The following is a 14261-nucleotide window of genomic DNA, read 5'->3' on the forward strand; positions in this document are numbered from 1 at the left end:
TTTGTTGATTGTTTACGGCGCGCAGCCGTCAGACGCTGCGCGCATCGATCGCTTCGGAAACTTCCTGGGCCCGCTTCAAGGTCAGCACGATCAGCGGCACGATCAGCGCGACCGGGTTGGCGCCCAGTCCGCGCGCGGCCTGGGCTTCGCGGATCTCCTGGAAATTACGCCAGATTTCCGGCACGAAGCGCAGCGCCAGCGCCAGGGCCAGCGCCACCTTTTCGGCATCGACAAGGCCCGTGCGCTCCAGCGGCCGCAGCGCCCCTTCACAGACGGCGATCAGGTCCGAGGTGCGCGTGGCCAGCGTCACGGCCAGCGCCAGGCCGACCATGGCCGCCACCCGCAGCACGACCGCCAGGGCGTCGGCCGGCCCCTGAAACCAGCCGGTGAACGACGCCACGGCCAGCAATATCCAGATCAGTCCGCGCACCTGGCGCCAGACCGCGGCGGCGCCGACGCCGGTCGACCAGACCAGCGCCGCGGAAAATCCCAACGCCAGCGCCAGCCAGACCGGGTCGCGCAGCAGGAAGAGCCCCGCGCCGGCCGCCATCAGGGCCAGCAGCTTGACCCACGCCGGCAGGCGGTGCAGCGGCGTGGCGCCCGGGACGTACAGCGGCTCCATCATCCGCAGTGCTCCCGGTACCAGCGCAGCGCGGCCGCAGGCGTGTCGTCGGCCGCGATCGCGCCGTCGCGCACGACCAGCACGCGGTCAAAGTCCTCGAGCAGCTCCAGGTCGTGGCTGACGACGATGGCATCGTGGGGCAGCCCGGCAATGGCGGCGCGCACGCGGTTGCGATTGCGCAGGTCGAGCTGGGTAGTGGGTTCGTCAAAGACGATGAGCGCGGGCTCCATGACCAGCACGGCGGCCAGGGCCACCAGCTGGCGCTCGCCGCCGGACAGCGTATGGCTGCTGCGGTCGGCCAGGTGGCCGACGCCCAGGCTGTCCAGCCCGGACTCGATGCGGGCCTCGCGCTGCCGCCGGTCCGGCGCCAGGCGCTTGAGCCCGAAGGCCAAGTCCTCGCGCACGATGGGAAAGACGATCTGGTTTTCCGGGTTCTGGAAGACGAAGCCGACGCGCGCGCGCACGGCCTTCAGGTCGTGCCGCGTATCCAGCCCGTCCACCCGCACCTTGCCCGAGGACGGAATCACCAGCCCGTTGACCAGGCGCGCCAGCGTGCTCTTGCCGGCGCCGTTGGGGCCGACGATGCCGATGCGGCGTTCGGCCAGGGTGACGCTCACCCCGCGCAACACTTCCGCCTGGGGCGTGGATACTACCGCCTGGTCAAACTCGATTAACATGGGGCGGGATTATGCCCGAACCATTTCGGGCATCGCGACTCCAAGAGCTCATATGGAAAAAGTACGCAAAACCGACGCCGAATGGCGCGCCCAGCTTTCCCCCGAAGAATACGTGGTCACTCGGCAAAAGGGTACCGAACGCGCGTTCACCGGACGCTACTGGGATACCTTCACGCCCGGCATCTACCGCTGCGTGGGCTGTGGCACGGCGCTCTTCGCATCCGACACCAAATTCGACGCGGGTTGCGGCTGGCCCAGCTACTTCCAGGCGCTGGATCCCGAACTGGTCCGCGAAGAACGCGACACCAGCCACGGCATGGTGCGCACCGAGGTGCTGTGCAATGTCTGCGACGCGCACCTGGGCCACGTCTTTCCCGACGGCCCCGAGCCCACCGGCCTGCGCTACTGCATCAATTCCCTGTCGATGACGTTTGAACCCCTAGAAGACTGATGAAGAAGTTTCTGTTCGACCTGTTCCCGCTGCTCCTGTTCTTCATCGCCTACAGGTTTACGGACATCTTCATCGCCACGGGCGTCGCCATGGCGGCGGCCGTGGCGCAGATCGTCTGGCTCAAGGCCACCGGCCGCCCCACCGAAGCCATGCACTGGATCAACCTGACGGTCATCCTGGTGTTCGGCGGCGCCACCATCTGGCTGCACAGCGACGTCTTCATCAAATGGAAGCCGACGGTGCTGTACTGGATGTTCGGCGGCGCGCTGGTCTTCGCCCGCCTGTTGTTCGGTCGCAACCTGATCCGCCGCCTGATGGAAAAGCAGATCCAATTACCCGACGTGGCCTGGGACCGGCTCAACATGCTCTGGGCCGCCTTCTTTCTGGTGGCCGGCGCCCTCAACCTCTACGTCGCGTTCTCCGGGCACTTCACCGAGTCGCAGTGGGTCAGCTTCAAGGCCTTCGGCCTGATGGGCCTGATGATCGTCTTCGTGATCGGCCAGTCCCTGTGGCTGGGCAAGCACATCCAGACCGAGGAAAACACCCCGGCCGGCCCGGGCACCACGCCGCCCGGCAAGCCCTGAGCCTCCTGCGCCGCCCCTGCGCCACTCTCTTCCCAGGCGCGCGCGCCCCCGAAGCGGGGCCGCCGCGCCGGAACTTCCCCCTTGCTCCCATGTCAGAAACCACCGATCGCATTGCCCTGATCCGGGAACGGCTAGCCGCCCTGGAACCCCTCAGCCTGGAGATCCTGGACGACTCCCATTTGCATGCCGGCCACGAAGGCAGTAAAAACGGCGCCGGCCATTATCGCGTGATCATCGTGGCGCCTTGCTTCGCGGGGCTCTCGCCCGTCGCGCGGCATAGGCTGGTGTATCATCATTTGCAAGATTTGATCCCCTATCCGATTCATGCGCTTGCGCTTGACGCCCAGGCTCCCAAATAGAAAGTAAAAGGATATTCATGAAACGCATCGTCATGCTGGCTGCGGCCTGCGTCATCGCCGTGCCTGCTTTTGCGCAAAACGTGGCTACCGTCAACGGTAAGGCCATCACGCAAAAGAGCCTGGATCAATTCGTCAAGCTCCTGGTTGGCCAGGGCGCCACCGATTCGCCGCAACTGCGCGAACAGGTCAAGCAGGAAATGATCAACCGCCAGATCTTCGTGCAGGCCGCCGAATCCGGCGGCATCGCCAAGCAGGCGGACGTCCAGACCGAGATCGAACTGGCCCGCCAAGGCATCCTCGTCCGCGCCCTGATGGCCGACTACCTGGCCAAGCACCCGGTCACCGATGCCCAGGTCACCGCCGAATACGAGAAGATCAAGAAGGAACAGGCCGGCAAGATGGAATACAAGGTCCGCCACATCCTCGTCCAGGACGAGAAGACGGCGAACGACCTGCTGGCCCAGATCAAGAGCAACAAGGGCAAGTTCGACGACCTGGCCAAGAAGAACTCCAAGGACCCCGGCAGCGCCGAAAAGGGTGGCGACCTGGGTTGGGCGCCCCCGACCAACTACGTGCAGCCGTTCGCGCAAGCCGTGACGCAGCTCAAGAAGGGTCAAGTGGTCGACAAGCCGGTCCAGACCCAGTTCGGCTGGCACATCATCATGGTTGACGACACCCGCCCGGTCGAATTCCCGCCGATGGATCAGGTTCGCCCGCAACTGGAAGAAATGATGCGCCAGCAAACCCTGGCCGACTACCAGAAGCAACTGCGCGAAAAGGCCAAGGTCCAGTAAGGCCCCGCCAGACGTAAAACTGCCCGCTTGAAGCGGGCAGTTTTTTTTGCGCGACGCGCGGGCGTTTGCGGTGTAGGCAGACAGGCAGGCCTGATCGGGAGACCCCGATCAGGACATGCCCAGCAGTGCCTTCAGGCCATCTTCATCCAGCACCGGCACGCCCAGTTCCTGGGCCTTGGTCAGTTTGCTGCCGGCCTCTTCGCCCGCCACCAGGTAGGCGGTCTTCTTGGACACCGAACCGCTGACCTTGCCGCCCGCCGCCTGGATGTGCATGGACGCTTCTTCGCGCGTCCAGTTCGGCAGCGTGCCGGTCAGCACGAAGGTCTTGCCGGCCAGCGTGGTGTCTTGCGGCGCGGCTTCCGCCACGGGGTTCACGCCCTGCGCCTTGAGCTGCTCGATCACGTCGCGGTTGTGCTGCTCGGCAAAGAAGTGGCGGATCGACGCCGCCACCACCGGCCCCACGTCCGGCACCGAAGACAAGGCTTCCTCGTCGGCGTCCATGATGGCGTCGATGCTGCCGAAATGCCTTGCGACGTCGCGTGCCGTCGTCTCGCCCACGTGGCGGATGCCCAGCGCGAACAGCAGGCGGGCCAGGCCGGGCGAGCGCGCCTTCTCGATGGCGGCGATCAGGTTGTCGGCGGACTTCTGGCCCATGCGGTCCAGGCCGACCAGTTCCAGCGGACGCAGCCCGTACAGGTCGGCCAGCGTCTTGACGCGGCCGCTGTCCACGAGCTGATCCACGAGTTTTTCGCCCAGCCCCTCGATATCCAGCGCCTTGCGGCTGGCCGCATGCCACAGCGTCTGCTTGCGCTGCGCGCCGCAAAACAGCCCGCCGGTGCAGCGCGCGATCGTTTCGCCTTCCAGCCGCTCGATGGCCGATCCGCAGACCGGGCACTCGGTCGGCATGACGAATTCCCGCGCATCGGCGGGCCGCTTGTCCAGGACCGGTCCCAGCACCTCGGGTATGACGTCGCCCGCGCGGCGCACGATGACCGTGTCACCGATGCGCACGTCCTTACGGCGGATTTCGTCTTCGTTGTGCAGCGTGGCATTGGTCACGGTGACGCCGCCCACGAACACGGGCTTGAGCCGCGCGACGGGCGTGATGGCACCGGTGCGGCCCACCTGGACTTCGATGTCCAGCAAGGTGGTGGTCGCCTCTTCGGCGGCGAACTTGTGCGCCAGCGCAAAGCGGGGCGCGCGCGCCACGAAGCCCAGCACCTTCTGCGCCGGCAGCGAATCCACCTTGTAGACCACGCCGTCGATGTCGTAGGGCAGCTCGGCGCGCATGGCGCCGACCTTGGCGTAGAAGGCCATCAGGCCTTCGGCGCCCGTGGCCCGGTGGTTGTGCACGACGTTGACGGGCAGGCCCAGCGAGGCCAGCCATTCCAGCATCGCGCCGTGGGATTTCTCGGGAAGCTGCGAGGCCTGCGCCGCGCCGGCCGAGGCCTCGTCGAACAGGCCGTTCTGCGTGCCGGGCAGGCCATGGACCTCGCCCCAGCCATACGCAAAGAACCGCAGCGGCCGCTTGGCCGTGATGCGGGGATCGAGCTGGCGCAGGCTGCCCGCGGCCGCGTTGCGCGGATTGACGAACACCTTTTCGTCGCGCTTGGCCTGCGCCTGGTTCAGTTTTTCGAAGTCGGCGCGATTCATCAGCACTTCGCCGCGCACCTCAAGCACCTTCGGGGCCGCGCCCTTCAGTTGCAGGGGAATCGCCTTGATCGTGCGGATGTTGGAGGTGACGTCCTCGCCCGTCTGCCCGTCGCCCCGGGTGGCGGCCTGCACCAGGCGGCCGTCCTCGTAGCGCAGGCTGATCGCCAGGCCGTCGAGCTTCAGTTCACAGAAGTAATCCGGTTGCTGCGCCGGGCCCAGCATGCCGGCGCCGCGCAGGGTATCGGTGACGCGGCGATCGAACGCGGCGACCTCTTCCTCGGAGAAGGCATTGTTGAGCGACAGCATGGGCACCACGTGGCGCACGCTGCCAAAGGCGGACACGGGCGCCGCGCCCACGCGCTGCGTGGGCGATTCGGGCGTCACCAGTTCCGGATGCTCGGCCTCCAGGGCCTGCAGTTCCCGCATGAGCCCGTCGTACTCGGCATCCGAGATGGAGGGCTCGTCGTAGACGTAATAGCGGACGTTGTGCTGTTCGATCGCGGCGCGCAGCCGCGCCGCCGCCTGCGCCGGATTCTCGCCGGCCCCACTGACCATCAGGCAAACACCCGCTGGGCACGCTCGCTGCCGGCAGGCAGGCCCGCCTGTTCAAGCTGGCCGAACAAGACCTGCAGACGTTCGTCGATGACCGCTTCGGAGCCGTCGGCCAGGGGCTTGCCCTGGTCGTCGACCAGTTCGGCGCGCAAGCGCGCCGCCAAATCCCGGCCCACGTCGACCATGCGGCCAAAGGCGCGGGTGTCCGCCGGGCTGCACGGGACGTCGAGCAGCAGGTAGAGGCGTTCGATGCCCCCCATGCCCGCATCGAAGGCCGCGCCGTCCGCGCGGGCCAGCGTGAAGCGGGTCACGCCGTTCTCGTTGGGCCAGGCCAGGCGGTTGCCGTCGGGAACAAAGCCGGCGTCGCGCGCCACGGCCAACACCTCGGCGGCCGGCTGGGCCGAGCCCAGCAGCAGTGTCAGGCCGACCTGGGTGTCCAGCGCGGCGCAGGTGTCGTCCAGGCGGGCGCCCTGCTCCAGGACCGCCTGCTGGTCGGGGCCCTCGATGGTGGCGTCGAAACGTTCGGCCATGTCCTGCGCACGCGCCCAGGCCTGCGACCATTCAATCGCGGTCAGGGGGCCGCTGCGGTTGGCCAGCAACACGGCAAGCTGCATGGACGCATAGGACTCGCCGGCATGGATGCGCGCGCGGTGGCGACGCTGATCGGTCGAGGCGAACACGCGCATCGGCTTGCGGCCCACGCTGCGCAGGCTTTGCATGTAGGGCAGCAGGTCGGCGCCGCGCACCGGTTCGGCGAAGTTGATCTCGATGACGACTTCGCAGGCGGGATCGGGGTCTTCGGTGTCGTCGGCGTCGCTGCCCGGGTCCACGCGAGCGGGCTGGCCGGGCTGCGCGCGAGCGGGTTCGCCGCCCATGCCGGGCTCGCGCCGGGCCGCGGCAGTGGCCGCGGCGCCGCCGGCCGCGCCCGCACCCAGCAACGGATCCTGTTCGGAGGTGGGGAAATGGCTCTGCATCTTGCGCCGGACGCGCCGGTCCTGCCACCAGTTGAATCCCAACACCAGCAGTATCAGCAAGACGCCCAGGGCTATCAGCCCGATCTGCAAATCACTCATGTGTAAATCCCGCGCCAGAAGGCGGCGCCTTTCTCAATATTGGGTTTATGCCGCTTCGGAGGCCATCATCTGGACGGCCGAATCTATGTCTACCGCAACGATACGCGAAACCCCTTGCTCTTGCATGGTCACGCCGATCAATTGCTTGGCCATCTGCATCGCGATCTTGTTGTGCGAGATGAACAGGAACTGCGTCTGTTCGCTCATGTTGGCAACAAGGTTCGCGTAGCGCTCGGTGTTGGCGTCGTCCAGCGGCGCATCCACCTCGTCGAGCAGGCAGAACGGCGCGGGGTTCAACTTGAACAGCGCGAACACCAGCGCGGTGGCGGTCAGCGCCTTTTCCCCGCCCGACAGCAGGTGGATCGTGCTGTTGCGCTTGCCGGGCGGCTGGGCCATCACCTGCACGCCGGCATCGAGGATCTCCTCGCCGGTCATGCTGAGCTTGGCCTCGCCTCCGCCGAACAGCTTGGGGAAGAGTTCGCCGAAGTGCCCGTTGACGATGTTGAAGGTCTCTTGCAGCAGCTCGCGGGTTTCGCGGTCGATCTTGCGGATGGCGTCTTCCAGGGTGTCGATGGCAGTCATCAGGTCCTGATGCTGCGAATCCAGGAAGCCCTTGCGCTCGCGCGAGGTGTTCAATTCGTCCAGCGCGGCCAGGTTGACCGAGCCCAGGGCCTCGATCTGGCGCGAGATGCGCCCGACTTCCTGTTGCAGCCAGCTTGCGCGGCGCCATTCGTCCGGCTGGTTGGCCAGGAACTGGGCCAGTTCCTCGCGGTCGACTTCCCGGGCGTTGAGCTGCTCGGTGAACTGCTCTTCGGCCAGGCGCGCGGCCTGTTCCTGCAATTGCAATTCCATGATGCGCGCACGGCGCGGTTCCAGGGTCTGCTCCTGCTGCTGCCGGTCTTCATCGGCGCCGCGCAGCAGCGCCGCCAGGTTTTCGAGTTCCTGGCGCGCGCGCGACAGCGCTTCCTCGCGCTCAGCGCGCATTTCCAGGGCGTCCTGCAGGCCGGCCTGCGACGCGGACGCGTCGAGTTCCGCCAGGTCGCCCATCAGCTGTTCCAGCTCGACCGCGCCGCGCTGGCTCTGGTCCGCGGCCAGTTGCCGGTTGCGCTGCAGGTCGGTGATGCGGACCTGGATGCCGCGCTCGGCGAATTCGGCCTCCTGGGCGGCGCGCTCCAGTTCGCGCAGCCGGGTGCGGGCCGCCTCGGCCTGCGCGGCCAGCGTCTCGCCGTCCATTTCGGCGTCGGCAAACCGGGACTGGTGCTCGGCAAGCTCTTCGTCCAGGGCCTCGAAGCGGGCCTCGGCCTCTTCGCGGGTGGCGCGCAGGTCTTCCTCGTGCGCCTTGATTTCTTCCAGGTCCTGGCGCAGGCGCGAGGCGCGCTCGCCGGACTGTTCGGCCTGCTGCTGCAGCCGGGAATGTTCGAGCTGGATGTCGTGCACCCGGCGCGTGACCTCGGCCACGCGCGTGCGCGCCGGGGAGATGGCCTGGGACACCTGCTGCCAGGCGGCTTCGGCCCGGGCGACCGCGGCACGCGCCTGGTCGGTGATGAGCTGCTGGGCCTTGATCTCGCGCTGCAGGTTTTCGATTTCCTGCTGGCGGGCCAGCAGGCCCGCCTGTTCGGAGTCGGGCGCGTAGAAGCGCACGCTGTGCGCGTCGATGAGGTGACCGGCCTTGACCACGCAGGCGGCGCCCGCGGGCAAGGTGGCCCGCAGGGACAGCGCCTGGGTGAGGTCATTGGCGGTGTAGACGCCGGACAGCCATTCGTTCAGCAGCGTGCGCAGGTCGGGATCGGTGATGCGCAGCAGGCTGGCCAGCGGCGTGAAGCCGGCGGGCGCGGGCGGCGTCGGGGCCGCGACGGGCAACTGGTGAAATGCCAGGCGGGCGGGCGGCGCGTCCTCGGCAAAGGCGCGCGCCCAGTCCAGGGTGCGCACTTCGATCGAGGCCATGCGCTCGCGCAGCGCGGATTCCAGGGCGGTTTCCCAGCCCGGTTCGACGTGCAGCTTCTGCCACAGGCGCGACAGCCCGGCCAGCTCGTGTTTGGCCAGCCAGGGCTCCAGCGCGCCCTGCTTCTGCACGTCTTCCTGCAGCTTCACCAGCGCCGACAGGCGGGCTTCCAGGCGGGCCAGGTTCTGGGCTTCGGTCTGGGCGGCGGCCTGGGCGCGGCTGCGCTCGGCGTCGGCCTCGGGCACGCGGCCCTCGAGGACCGCCAGTTCTTCCTGGGCCGCTTCAAGCTGGTCTTCGCCCGCGGCGCGGTCGCCGGCAAGTTGTTCCAGGCGCTCGGGATCGGGGCTGTGCAGTTCGCGCAGTTCCTGTTGCAGGCGTTCGCGCCGCTGGTCCAGGGTCTGCATCTGGCGGTCGGCGTCGCGCTGGGTCTGCGCCACCAGGGCGAGGTTCTGCTCGACGCGGGCCAGCGCGGCGCGCATTTCGTCGCGGCCAGCGGCCGCTTCGCGGACGCGCTGCTCGACGGCCGGCAGGCCGGCCTGGGCGTCTTCGGCGGTGGCGCGCGCTTCTTCGGTGCGCGCGGCGGCGGCGGCCAGGTCATCCTCGGCCTGGGCGATCTGTTCGGTGCAATGCTCGCGCTGACTGGTCCATTCGGCGATCTGCTGCTGCAACTGGTCGCGGCGCGACTGCAGGCGGTTGCGGGAATCGACGACGTGCCGGATCTCGGCCTCCAGGCGGCTGACCTGGGCGTTGGCTTCGTACAGCGCGCCCTGCGCGGTGTGAACGGCGTCGCTGGCGGCGTAATGGGCCTGGCGCCGGGATTCGAGCGCCGCCTCGCCTGCGCGCAGGCCGGCAATCGCGGCTTCCAGTTCGTTCTGGGCCTGCGCCATTTCCTGCGCCTTCCTGGCGCGTTCCTCGCGGGCGCCCGTCTCCTTCAGCAACCACAGCGAATGCTGCTTCTTTTCGCCGTCGGCCTGGAGTTCGCGGTAGCGCGTGGCCACTTCGGCCTGGGCTTCCAGCTTTTCAAGCTGGCTGTTCAGTTCGCGCAGGATGTCTTCGACGCGGGTGAGGTTTTCGCGGGTGTCGGACAGCCGGTTCTCGGTTTCGCGGCGGCGTTCCTTGTAGCGCGACACCCCGGCCGCTTCTTCCAGGAATACGCGCAGTTCTTCGGGCCGGGCTTCGATCAGGCGGTTGATCATGCCCTGGCCGATGATGGCGTAGCCGCGGGCGCCCAGGCCGGTGCCCAGGAAGATGTCGTGGATGTCGCGGCGGCGGACCTGCTGGTTGTTGACGAAATAACTGCTGGTGCCGTCCCGGGTCAGGACGCGGCGCACCGCGATTTCGGCGTAGCTGCTCCACTGTCCGGCGGCGCGCCCCTCGCTGTTGTCGAACACCATTTCCACCGACGCCCGCGCCGCGGGTTTGCGGTTGCCGGACCCGTTGAAAATGACGTCCTGCATGGACTCGCCGCGCAGTTCCGATGCCTTGGCCTCGCCCAGCACCCAGCGCACGGCGTCGATGATGTTCGACTTGCCGCAGCCATTGGGACCCACCACGCCGACCAGCTGGCTGGGCACGGGGATCACGGTGGGGTCGACGAAGGACTTGAAGCCGGCGAGTTTGAGCTGAGTAAGGCGCACAGTACGATGACGACGGGGTGGGTTGAACGAAAGGCGTTAACGGACCTGCCGCACAGATTGCAAACCGGCCCAAAAAGGGCCGGCTCTCATATGGACCGTATGATACCGCAGGCGGTCTGTCCCCAGAGGTTGGCACCGGTCAACCCGCGGGCAAACGCGCGATGGCCCGGCGCAAGGCTCCGGCTATACTCCCTGACACTTTTTGGCACGACACATCATCTTCAAGCGGACTGGTCAGCCTCTGGCCGAAGAACGGGGACATTCTTGAAACGTGGTTTCTATCTGGTCATGGCCGCGCAGGCCTTCTCGTCATTGGCGGACAATGCGCTGTTCATCGCAGCAATCGCCTTGATACAGGAACTGCACGGTCCTGACTGGTTGGCGCCCATGATGAAATGGTCGTTCGCGCTGGCCTACGTCGTGCTGGCCGCATTCGTCGGCGCCCTGGCGGATTCCTATCCCAAGGGCCGCGTCATGTTCTCGACCAATGCCCTCAAGGTCGCGGGCTGTCTGCTGATGTTCTCGTATGCCAGCCTGGGCATCGCCCCGCAATACCAGACCTGGCTGGTGTGCGCGGCCTACGGCGTGGTGGGCATCGGCGCCGCCGCCTACTCCCCCGCCAAATACGGCATCGTGACCGAAATGCTCCCCCCGGCGCTGCTGGTCAAGGGCAACAGCTGGATCGAGGGCCTGACGGTCTTCTCCATCATCCTGGGCACCGTCCTGGGCGGACTGCTGATATCGTCGTCCGTCTCCAGCGCCCTGCTCAGCCATTCCTTCATTGGCAAGCTGGTCAGAACGCCCGCCGAGGCGGCCATCCTGGTCATCGCCTTCGTGTACCTGCTGGCGGCGCTGTGCAACCTGCTGATCCCCCACACGCACGTGCGCTATCCGCCGCAGCAGAAAAACCCCGTGCGGCTCGTGCGCACCTTCTGGGGCTATGTCTGCGTGCTCTGGAAGGACAAGCTGGGACAGATCTCCCTGGCCGTCACCACGCTCTTCTGGGGCGCGGGGGCCACGCTGCAGCTCATCGTCATCGAATGGGGCCGCAGCCATCTGGGCTACCAGCTCGACAAGGCTTCGATGCTGATGGGCGTGGCCGCGCTGGGCACGGTGGTCGGGTCCATCCTGGCTGGCCGCATCCCGCTGCGCCGCGCGCTGGCCGTGCTGCCGGTGGGCGCCGCCATGGGCCTGGTCGTGCTGCTGATGCCGCTGGTCTACCAGCCTTGGAGCGTCTATCTCCTGTTGCTGCTGACGGGCGGTCTGGCCGGCTTCTTCGTCGTGCCCATGAACGCCCTGCTCCAGCATCGCGGCCACGTGCTGCTGTCGGCGGGCCATTCGATCGCCGTGCAGAACTTCAACGAACAGCTCAACATCCTGCTCATGGTGGCCATGTATACGCTGCTGCTTTGGCTGGAGCTGCCGATCAACGTGATCATCGTGATCTTCGGCACCGTCGTGGCCGTGCTGATGGTCGTGTTCATGCGCTGGAGCAAGCGCAACATGCTGGCCAATCCGGACCTGCACGACCAGATCGGCCAGGAAGGCCACGGCCGCGCGCTGGATTCGACACACTGATCCCCTGCGGCGCGCACTTGCTGCGCCGCCAATGAAAACACCCGGGCGCGCCCGGGTGTTTTTCGTTGTGGCCAGAGCAAGCTACAGGTCGCGCGCAGCCAGCTTCAGGTCCTGCCAGGCGCGTGCCTTCTCGGAGGGGCTGCGCAGCAGATAGGCCGGGTGGTAGCTGACCACGACCGGAATCTGCGCACCCTCGTCCGTCTTCAGATGATGGACGCGGCCGCGCAGGCTGCCGATGGTGGCGTCGGTGCCCAGCAGCGTCTGCGCCGCGAAGCGGCCGAGCACCAGGATGCGTTCGGGCTTGAGCAGGGCGATCTGCCGCATCAGGTACGGACTGCAGGCGGCGATCTCCTCGGGCTTGGGATTCCGGTTGCCGGGCGGGCGGCACTTGATCACGTTGGTGATGAACACGTCGCGCTCCCGGCTCATGCCCACGGCCGCCAGCATGGCGTCCAGCAACTGGCCCGACCGCCCCACGAAGGGCTGGCCCTGGCGATCTTCCTGTTCGCCGGGGGCTTCGCCCACCACCAGCCAGCGGGTCGGCTGCGCGCCGTGGCCCACCACCGCATGGCGACGGCCCTGGCACAGGCCGCAGGCGGCGCACGCCACGACCTGCGCGGCCAATTGCTCCAGATCGGCATCCTTGACCGCCTCGGCCACCGGGATGGGCGGCGGCGCTTCGTCCTTGATCTCGACCTTCGGCGCCGGACGCGGCGGCGGGCCGCTGCGGTTCAGGATCGAGGCGGGGATGGCCGATGCGCGTCCCGATGCCGGCTCGGCCGTGGAGCTTGCCACGGCAGCCGGCGCGGGTTTGGGTACGGGTGCGGGTGAGGCGGCCGGTTCGGCGGTGGACGCCGGGGGAGCGACGGGCGATCGAACTGGCGGGGCGGGCTGCACCGCAGACGCCGCCTCCGGCGCGACGACACGCGCCGTGACCGGCGCCATGGCTGGCGGCGCAACCGGCGGGGTGCGCAGCCAAAGCCGCTCCATGCCGATCTCGCGCAGCCAGATGCGCTGCAAGGGGTTGATACGCGGCGGCGCCGGCCGCGGCACGGCATCCATGGGGCTCATGCCGGTCCCCCGCCCGTGTCGCCAAAGCGTTTCTGCATGACCAGGGCGTCCTCGCGGCCGCCCTTCTCGGCCGGGTAATACGCACGCCGCACGCCGATCTGCAGATAGCCGTGGCGCTTATAGAAACTGATGGCGGACGTGTTGGACGGCCGGACCTCCAGCAGCAGGCCCTCCAGCCCGCGCTCGCGCGCCTGCTGTTCGCACCAGTCGAGCAGCACGCCGCCCAGGCCCTGGCGGTGCAGGTCCCGGGCCACGGCGATCACCAGCAGGTGCGCCACGTCAGGCGCGAACATGAGAATGGCGAAACCCGCCAGCCTGCCCTTGCGCCGCAAGGTCCAGGCGCCGTAACCCGCCGCCAGGGCGTCCGTGAAATTGCCGCGAGTCCAGGGAAAGGACTGCACGTGCGCCTCCAGCGCAACCACCTCGTCCAGGTCGGCCTGCGTCATGGGCTGCGGGATCTGCGGCGCCAGCGAGGGCTGCGCCTTCGGATTGCCCCCCTCGCCACGCAGGCGCTCGGCGGTGGTGAACGCCACTTTGTCGCGGACATAGAGCGGCGCGGCCAGCTCGGGCGCCACGGTTTCGCCTCGCAGCCAGCCCAGGCGCGCAAGCCGCGCCACACTGGCCGCCTGCGGCCGCTGCGCGTCGCCGGCCCGGCGCCATTGCGCGGGGCAACGCATGTCGGCCGGATAAGCCTCCCAGGCGTCCCCGGCCAGGAGCGGTTCGAGCGGCTGCCCCGCCTGGGCCGACCAGTTCGGCAGATGATGCGCGGTCCAGGGCACCACCTCGGCCGCGGCGATCAACATCGGCGCCTGCAGGGTGTCCCAGACGGAATCCTCGCCAGCCGCGTCCCGGCGGCGGTAGACTGCCAGATAGACCTCGTTCATGCGGGCGTCCAGGGCCACGACGATGGCATCGGCCGGCGTCCCGGCGACCTCGGCGGCTACCGCCTGGTGCGAAACAATAGGCAACACCGGGATCCCCAGGCCGAGGGCCATGCCCTGGGCCACGCCGCAGGCCACGCGCAGACCGGTGAACCCCCCGGGGCCCTGCCCGAACGCCACGGCGTGCAGGTCCGACGGCGGGATGCCGGCTTCGGCCAGGAGCTCATCCGCCATAGGGAGGAGGCGCTCGGCGTGTTCCTGGGCGCCTTCGTGTTCGCGCACGCGGATGTCCAGGCGGCCGTCGACCGCCCGCAAAAGGGCCACGCCACAGCGCGACGACGACGTTTCCAGAGCCAGCAGGTTTAGTTCCATAGAAGCAGATTGTAC

General features: G+C 67.9%; 12 protein-coding genes. 5 read left to right on the forward strand and 7 right to left on the reverse strand.

What is annotated here, in order from left to right:
- Window positions 1-28: 28 nt before the first annotated feature.
- Window positions 29-625 (reverse strand): energy-coupling factor transporter transmembrane component T family protein, encoded by a 597-nt coding sequence (locus tag ACZ50Q_RS22280; protein ID WP_092577708.1) that lies wholly within the window; start codon window positions 623-625, stop codon window positions 29-31.
- On the reverse strand, window positions 622-1299 hold the full coding sequence (locus ACZ50Q_RS22285; RefSeq protein ID WP_076519318.1) for an energy-coupling factor ABC transporter ATP-binding protein: 678 nt from the start codon (window positions 1297-1299) through the stop codon (window positions 622-624). Before ACZ50Q_RS22285 ends, ACZ50Q_RS22280 begins: the two co-directional genes overlap by 4 nt.
- Window positions 1300-1351: 52 nt before the next feature.
- Between ACZ50Q_RS22285 and msrB the strand changes: the two genes are divergently transcribed.
- The 4 genes from msrB to ACZ50Q_RS22305 all read left to right on the forward strand — a co-directional run bounded on the left by msrB (window position 1352) and on the right by ACZ50Q_RS22305 (window position 3487).
- Window positions 1352-1750, forward strand: coding sequence for a peptide-methionine (R)-S-oxide reductase MsrB (gene msrB / locus ACZ50Q_RS22290; RefSeq protein WP_076519317.1), 399 nt, complete (start codon window positions 1352-1354; stop codon window positions 1748-1750).
- Window positions 1750-2334: a septation protein A gene (locus tag ACZ50Q_RS22295; protein ID WP_092577705.1), complete on the forward strand. Its 585-nt coding sequence runs from the start codon at window positions 1750-1752 to the stop codon at window positions 2332-2334. Before msrB ends, ACZ50Q_RS22295 begins: the two co-directional genes overlap by 1 nt.
- Window positions 2335-2423: 89 nt before the next feature.
- Window positions 2424-2693 carry a BolA family protein gene (locus ACZ50Q_RS22300; protein WP_076519315.1) on the forward strand — a complete coding sequence of 90 codons (270 nt, stop codon included), beginning with the start codon at window positions 2424-2426 and terminating at the stop codon, window positions 2691-2693.
- 17 nt (window positions 2694-2710) lie between these two features.
- Complete coding sequence (locus tag ACZ50Q_RS22305; protein WP_076519314.1) at window positions 2711-3487, forward strand: peptidylprolyl isomerase; 777 nt, start codon at window positions 2711-2713, stop codon at window positions 3485-3487.
- A gap of 108 nt (window positions 3488-3595) precedes the next feature.
- On the opposite strand, the gene ligA is transcribed toward ACZ50Q_RS22305, so the two are convergent.
- The 3 genes from ligA to smc are packed head-to-tail and all read right to left on the reverse strand — an operon-like array spanning window position 3596 to window position 10344.
- Window positions 3596-5695, reverse strand: coding sequence for an NAD-dependent DNA ligase LigA (gene ligA, locus ACZ50Q_RS22310; RefSeq protein WP_464079575.1), 2100 nt, complete (start codon window positions 5693-5695; stop codon window positions 3596-3598).
- Window positions 5695-6765 carry a cell division protein ZipA C-terminal FtsZ-binding domain-containing protein gene (locus ACZ50Q_RS22315; RefSeq protein WP_076519312.1) on the reverse strand — a complete coding sequence of 357 codons (1071 nt, stop codon included), beginning with the start codon at window positions 6763-6765 and terminating at the stop codon, window positions 5695-5697. Before ACZ50Q_RS22315 ends, ligA begins: the two co-directional genes overlap by 1 nt.
- Before the next feature lie 45 nt (window positions 6766-6810).
- Window positions 6811-10344, reverse strand: a complete 3534-nt coding sequence (gene smc / locus ACZ50Q_RS22320) for a chromosome segregation protein SMC (RefSeq protein ID WP_092577695.1) — start codon at window positions 10342-10344, stop codon at window positions 6811-6813.
- A gap of 264 nt (window positions 10345-10608) precedes the next feature.
- Here smc and lplT point away from each other — a divergent pair, with 264 nt between their 5' ends.
- The gene (lplT, locus tag ACZ50Q_RS22325) at window positions 10609-11922 is read left to right on the forward strand and encodes a lysophospholipid transporter LplT (protein WP_464079576.1); all 1314 of its coding nucleotides are present in this window, start codon (window positions 10609-10611) and stop codon (window positions 11920-11922) included.
- 81 nt (window positions 11923-12003) lie between these two features.
- Here lplT and ACZ50Q_RS22330 read toward each other — a convergent pair whose 3' ends face one another.
- Together ACZ50Q_RS22330 and tsaB are read right to left on the reverse strand one after the other, a co-directional pair.
- Window positions 12004-12993 carry a uracil-DNA glycosylase gene (locus ACZ50Q_RS22330; RefSeq protein ID WP_464079577.1) on the reverse strand — a complete coding sequence of 330 codons (990 nt, stop codon included), beginning with the start codon at window positions 12991-12993 and terminating at the stop codon, window positions 12004-12006.
- On the reverse strand, window positions 12990-14246 hold the full coding sequence (tsaB, locus tag ACZ50Q_RS22335) for a tRNA (adenosine(37)-N6)-threonylcarbamoyltransferase complex dimerization subunit type 1 TsaB (RefSeq protein WP_464079578.1): 1257 nt from the start codon (window positions 14244-14246) through the stop codon (window positions 12990-12992). Before tsaB ends, ACZ50Q_RS22330 begins: the two co-directional genes overlap by 4 nt.
- Between the last annotated feature and the right edge of the window lie 15 nt (window positions 14247-14261).

Source organism: Achromobacter sp. T5-5 (assembly GCF_055397965.1).

What these genes read in the sequence shown, in the direction of transcription:
- ACZ50Q_RS22280 (WP_092577708.1), bottom strand. Translation starts at nt 625, where the DNA reads ATGATGGAGCCGCTGTACGTCCCGGGCGCCACGCCGCTGCACCGCCTG.
- ACZ50Q_RS22285 (WP_076519318.1), bottom strand. Translation starts at nt 1,299, where the DNA reads ATGTTAATCGAGTTTGACCAGGCGGTAGTATCCACGCCCCAGGCGGAA.
- msrB (WP_076519317.1), top strand. Translation starts at nt 1,352, where the DNA reads ATGGAAAAAGTACGCAAAACCGACGCCGAATGGCGCGCCCAGCTTTCC.
- ACZ50Q_RS22295 (WP_092577705.1), top strand. Translation starts at nt 1,750, where the DNA reads ATGAAGAAGTTTCTGTTCGACCTGTTCCCGCTGCTCCTGTTCTTCATC.
- ACZ50Q_RS22300 (WP_076519315.1), top strand. Translation starts at nt 2,424, where the DNA reads ATGTCAGAAACCACCGATCGCATTGCCCTGATCCGGGAACGGCTAGCC.
- ACZ50Q_RS22305 (WP_076519314.1), top strand. Translation starts at nt 2,711, where the DNA reads ATGAAACGCATCGTCATGCTGGCTGCGGCCTGCGTCATCGCCGTGCCT.
- ligA (WP_464079575.1), bottom strand. Translation starts at nt 5,695, where the DNA reads ATGGTCAGTGGGGCCGGCGAGAATCCGGCGCAGGCGGCGGCGCGGCTG.
- ACZ50Q_RS22315 (WP_076519312.1), bottom strand. Translation starts at nt 6,765, where the DNA reads ATGAGTGATTTGCAGATCGGGCTGATAGCCCTGGGCGTCTTGCTGATA.
- ACZ50Q_RS22330 (WP_464079577.1), bottom strand. Translation starts at nt 12,993, where the DNA reads ATGAGCCCCATGGATGCCGTGCCGCGGCCGGCGCCGCCGCGTATCAAC.
- tsaB (WP_464079578.1), bottom strand. Translation starts at nt 14,246, where the DNA reads ATGGAACTAAACCTGCTGGCTCTGGAAACGTCGTCGTCGCGCTGTGGC.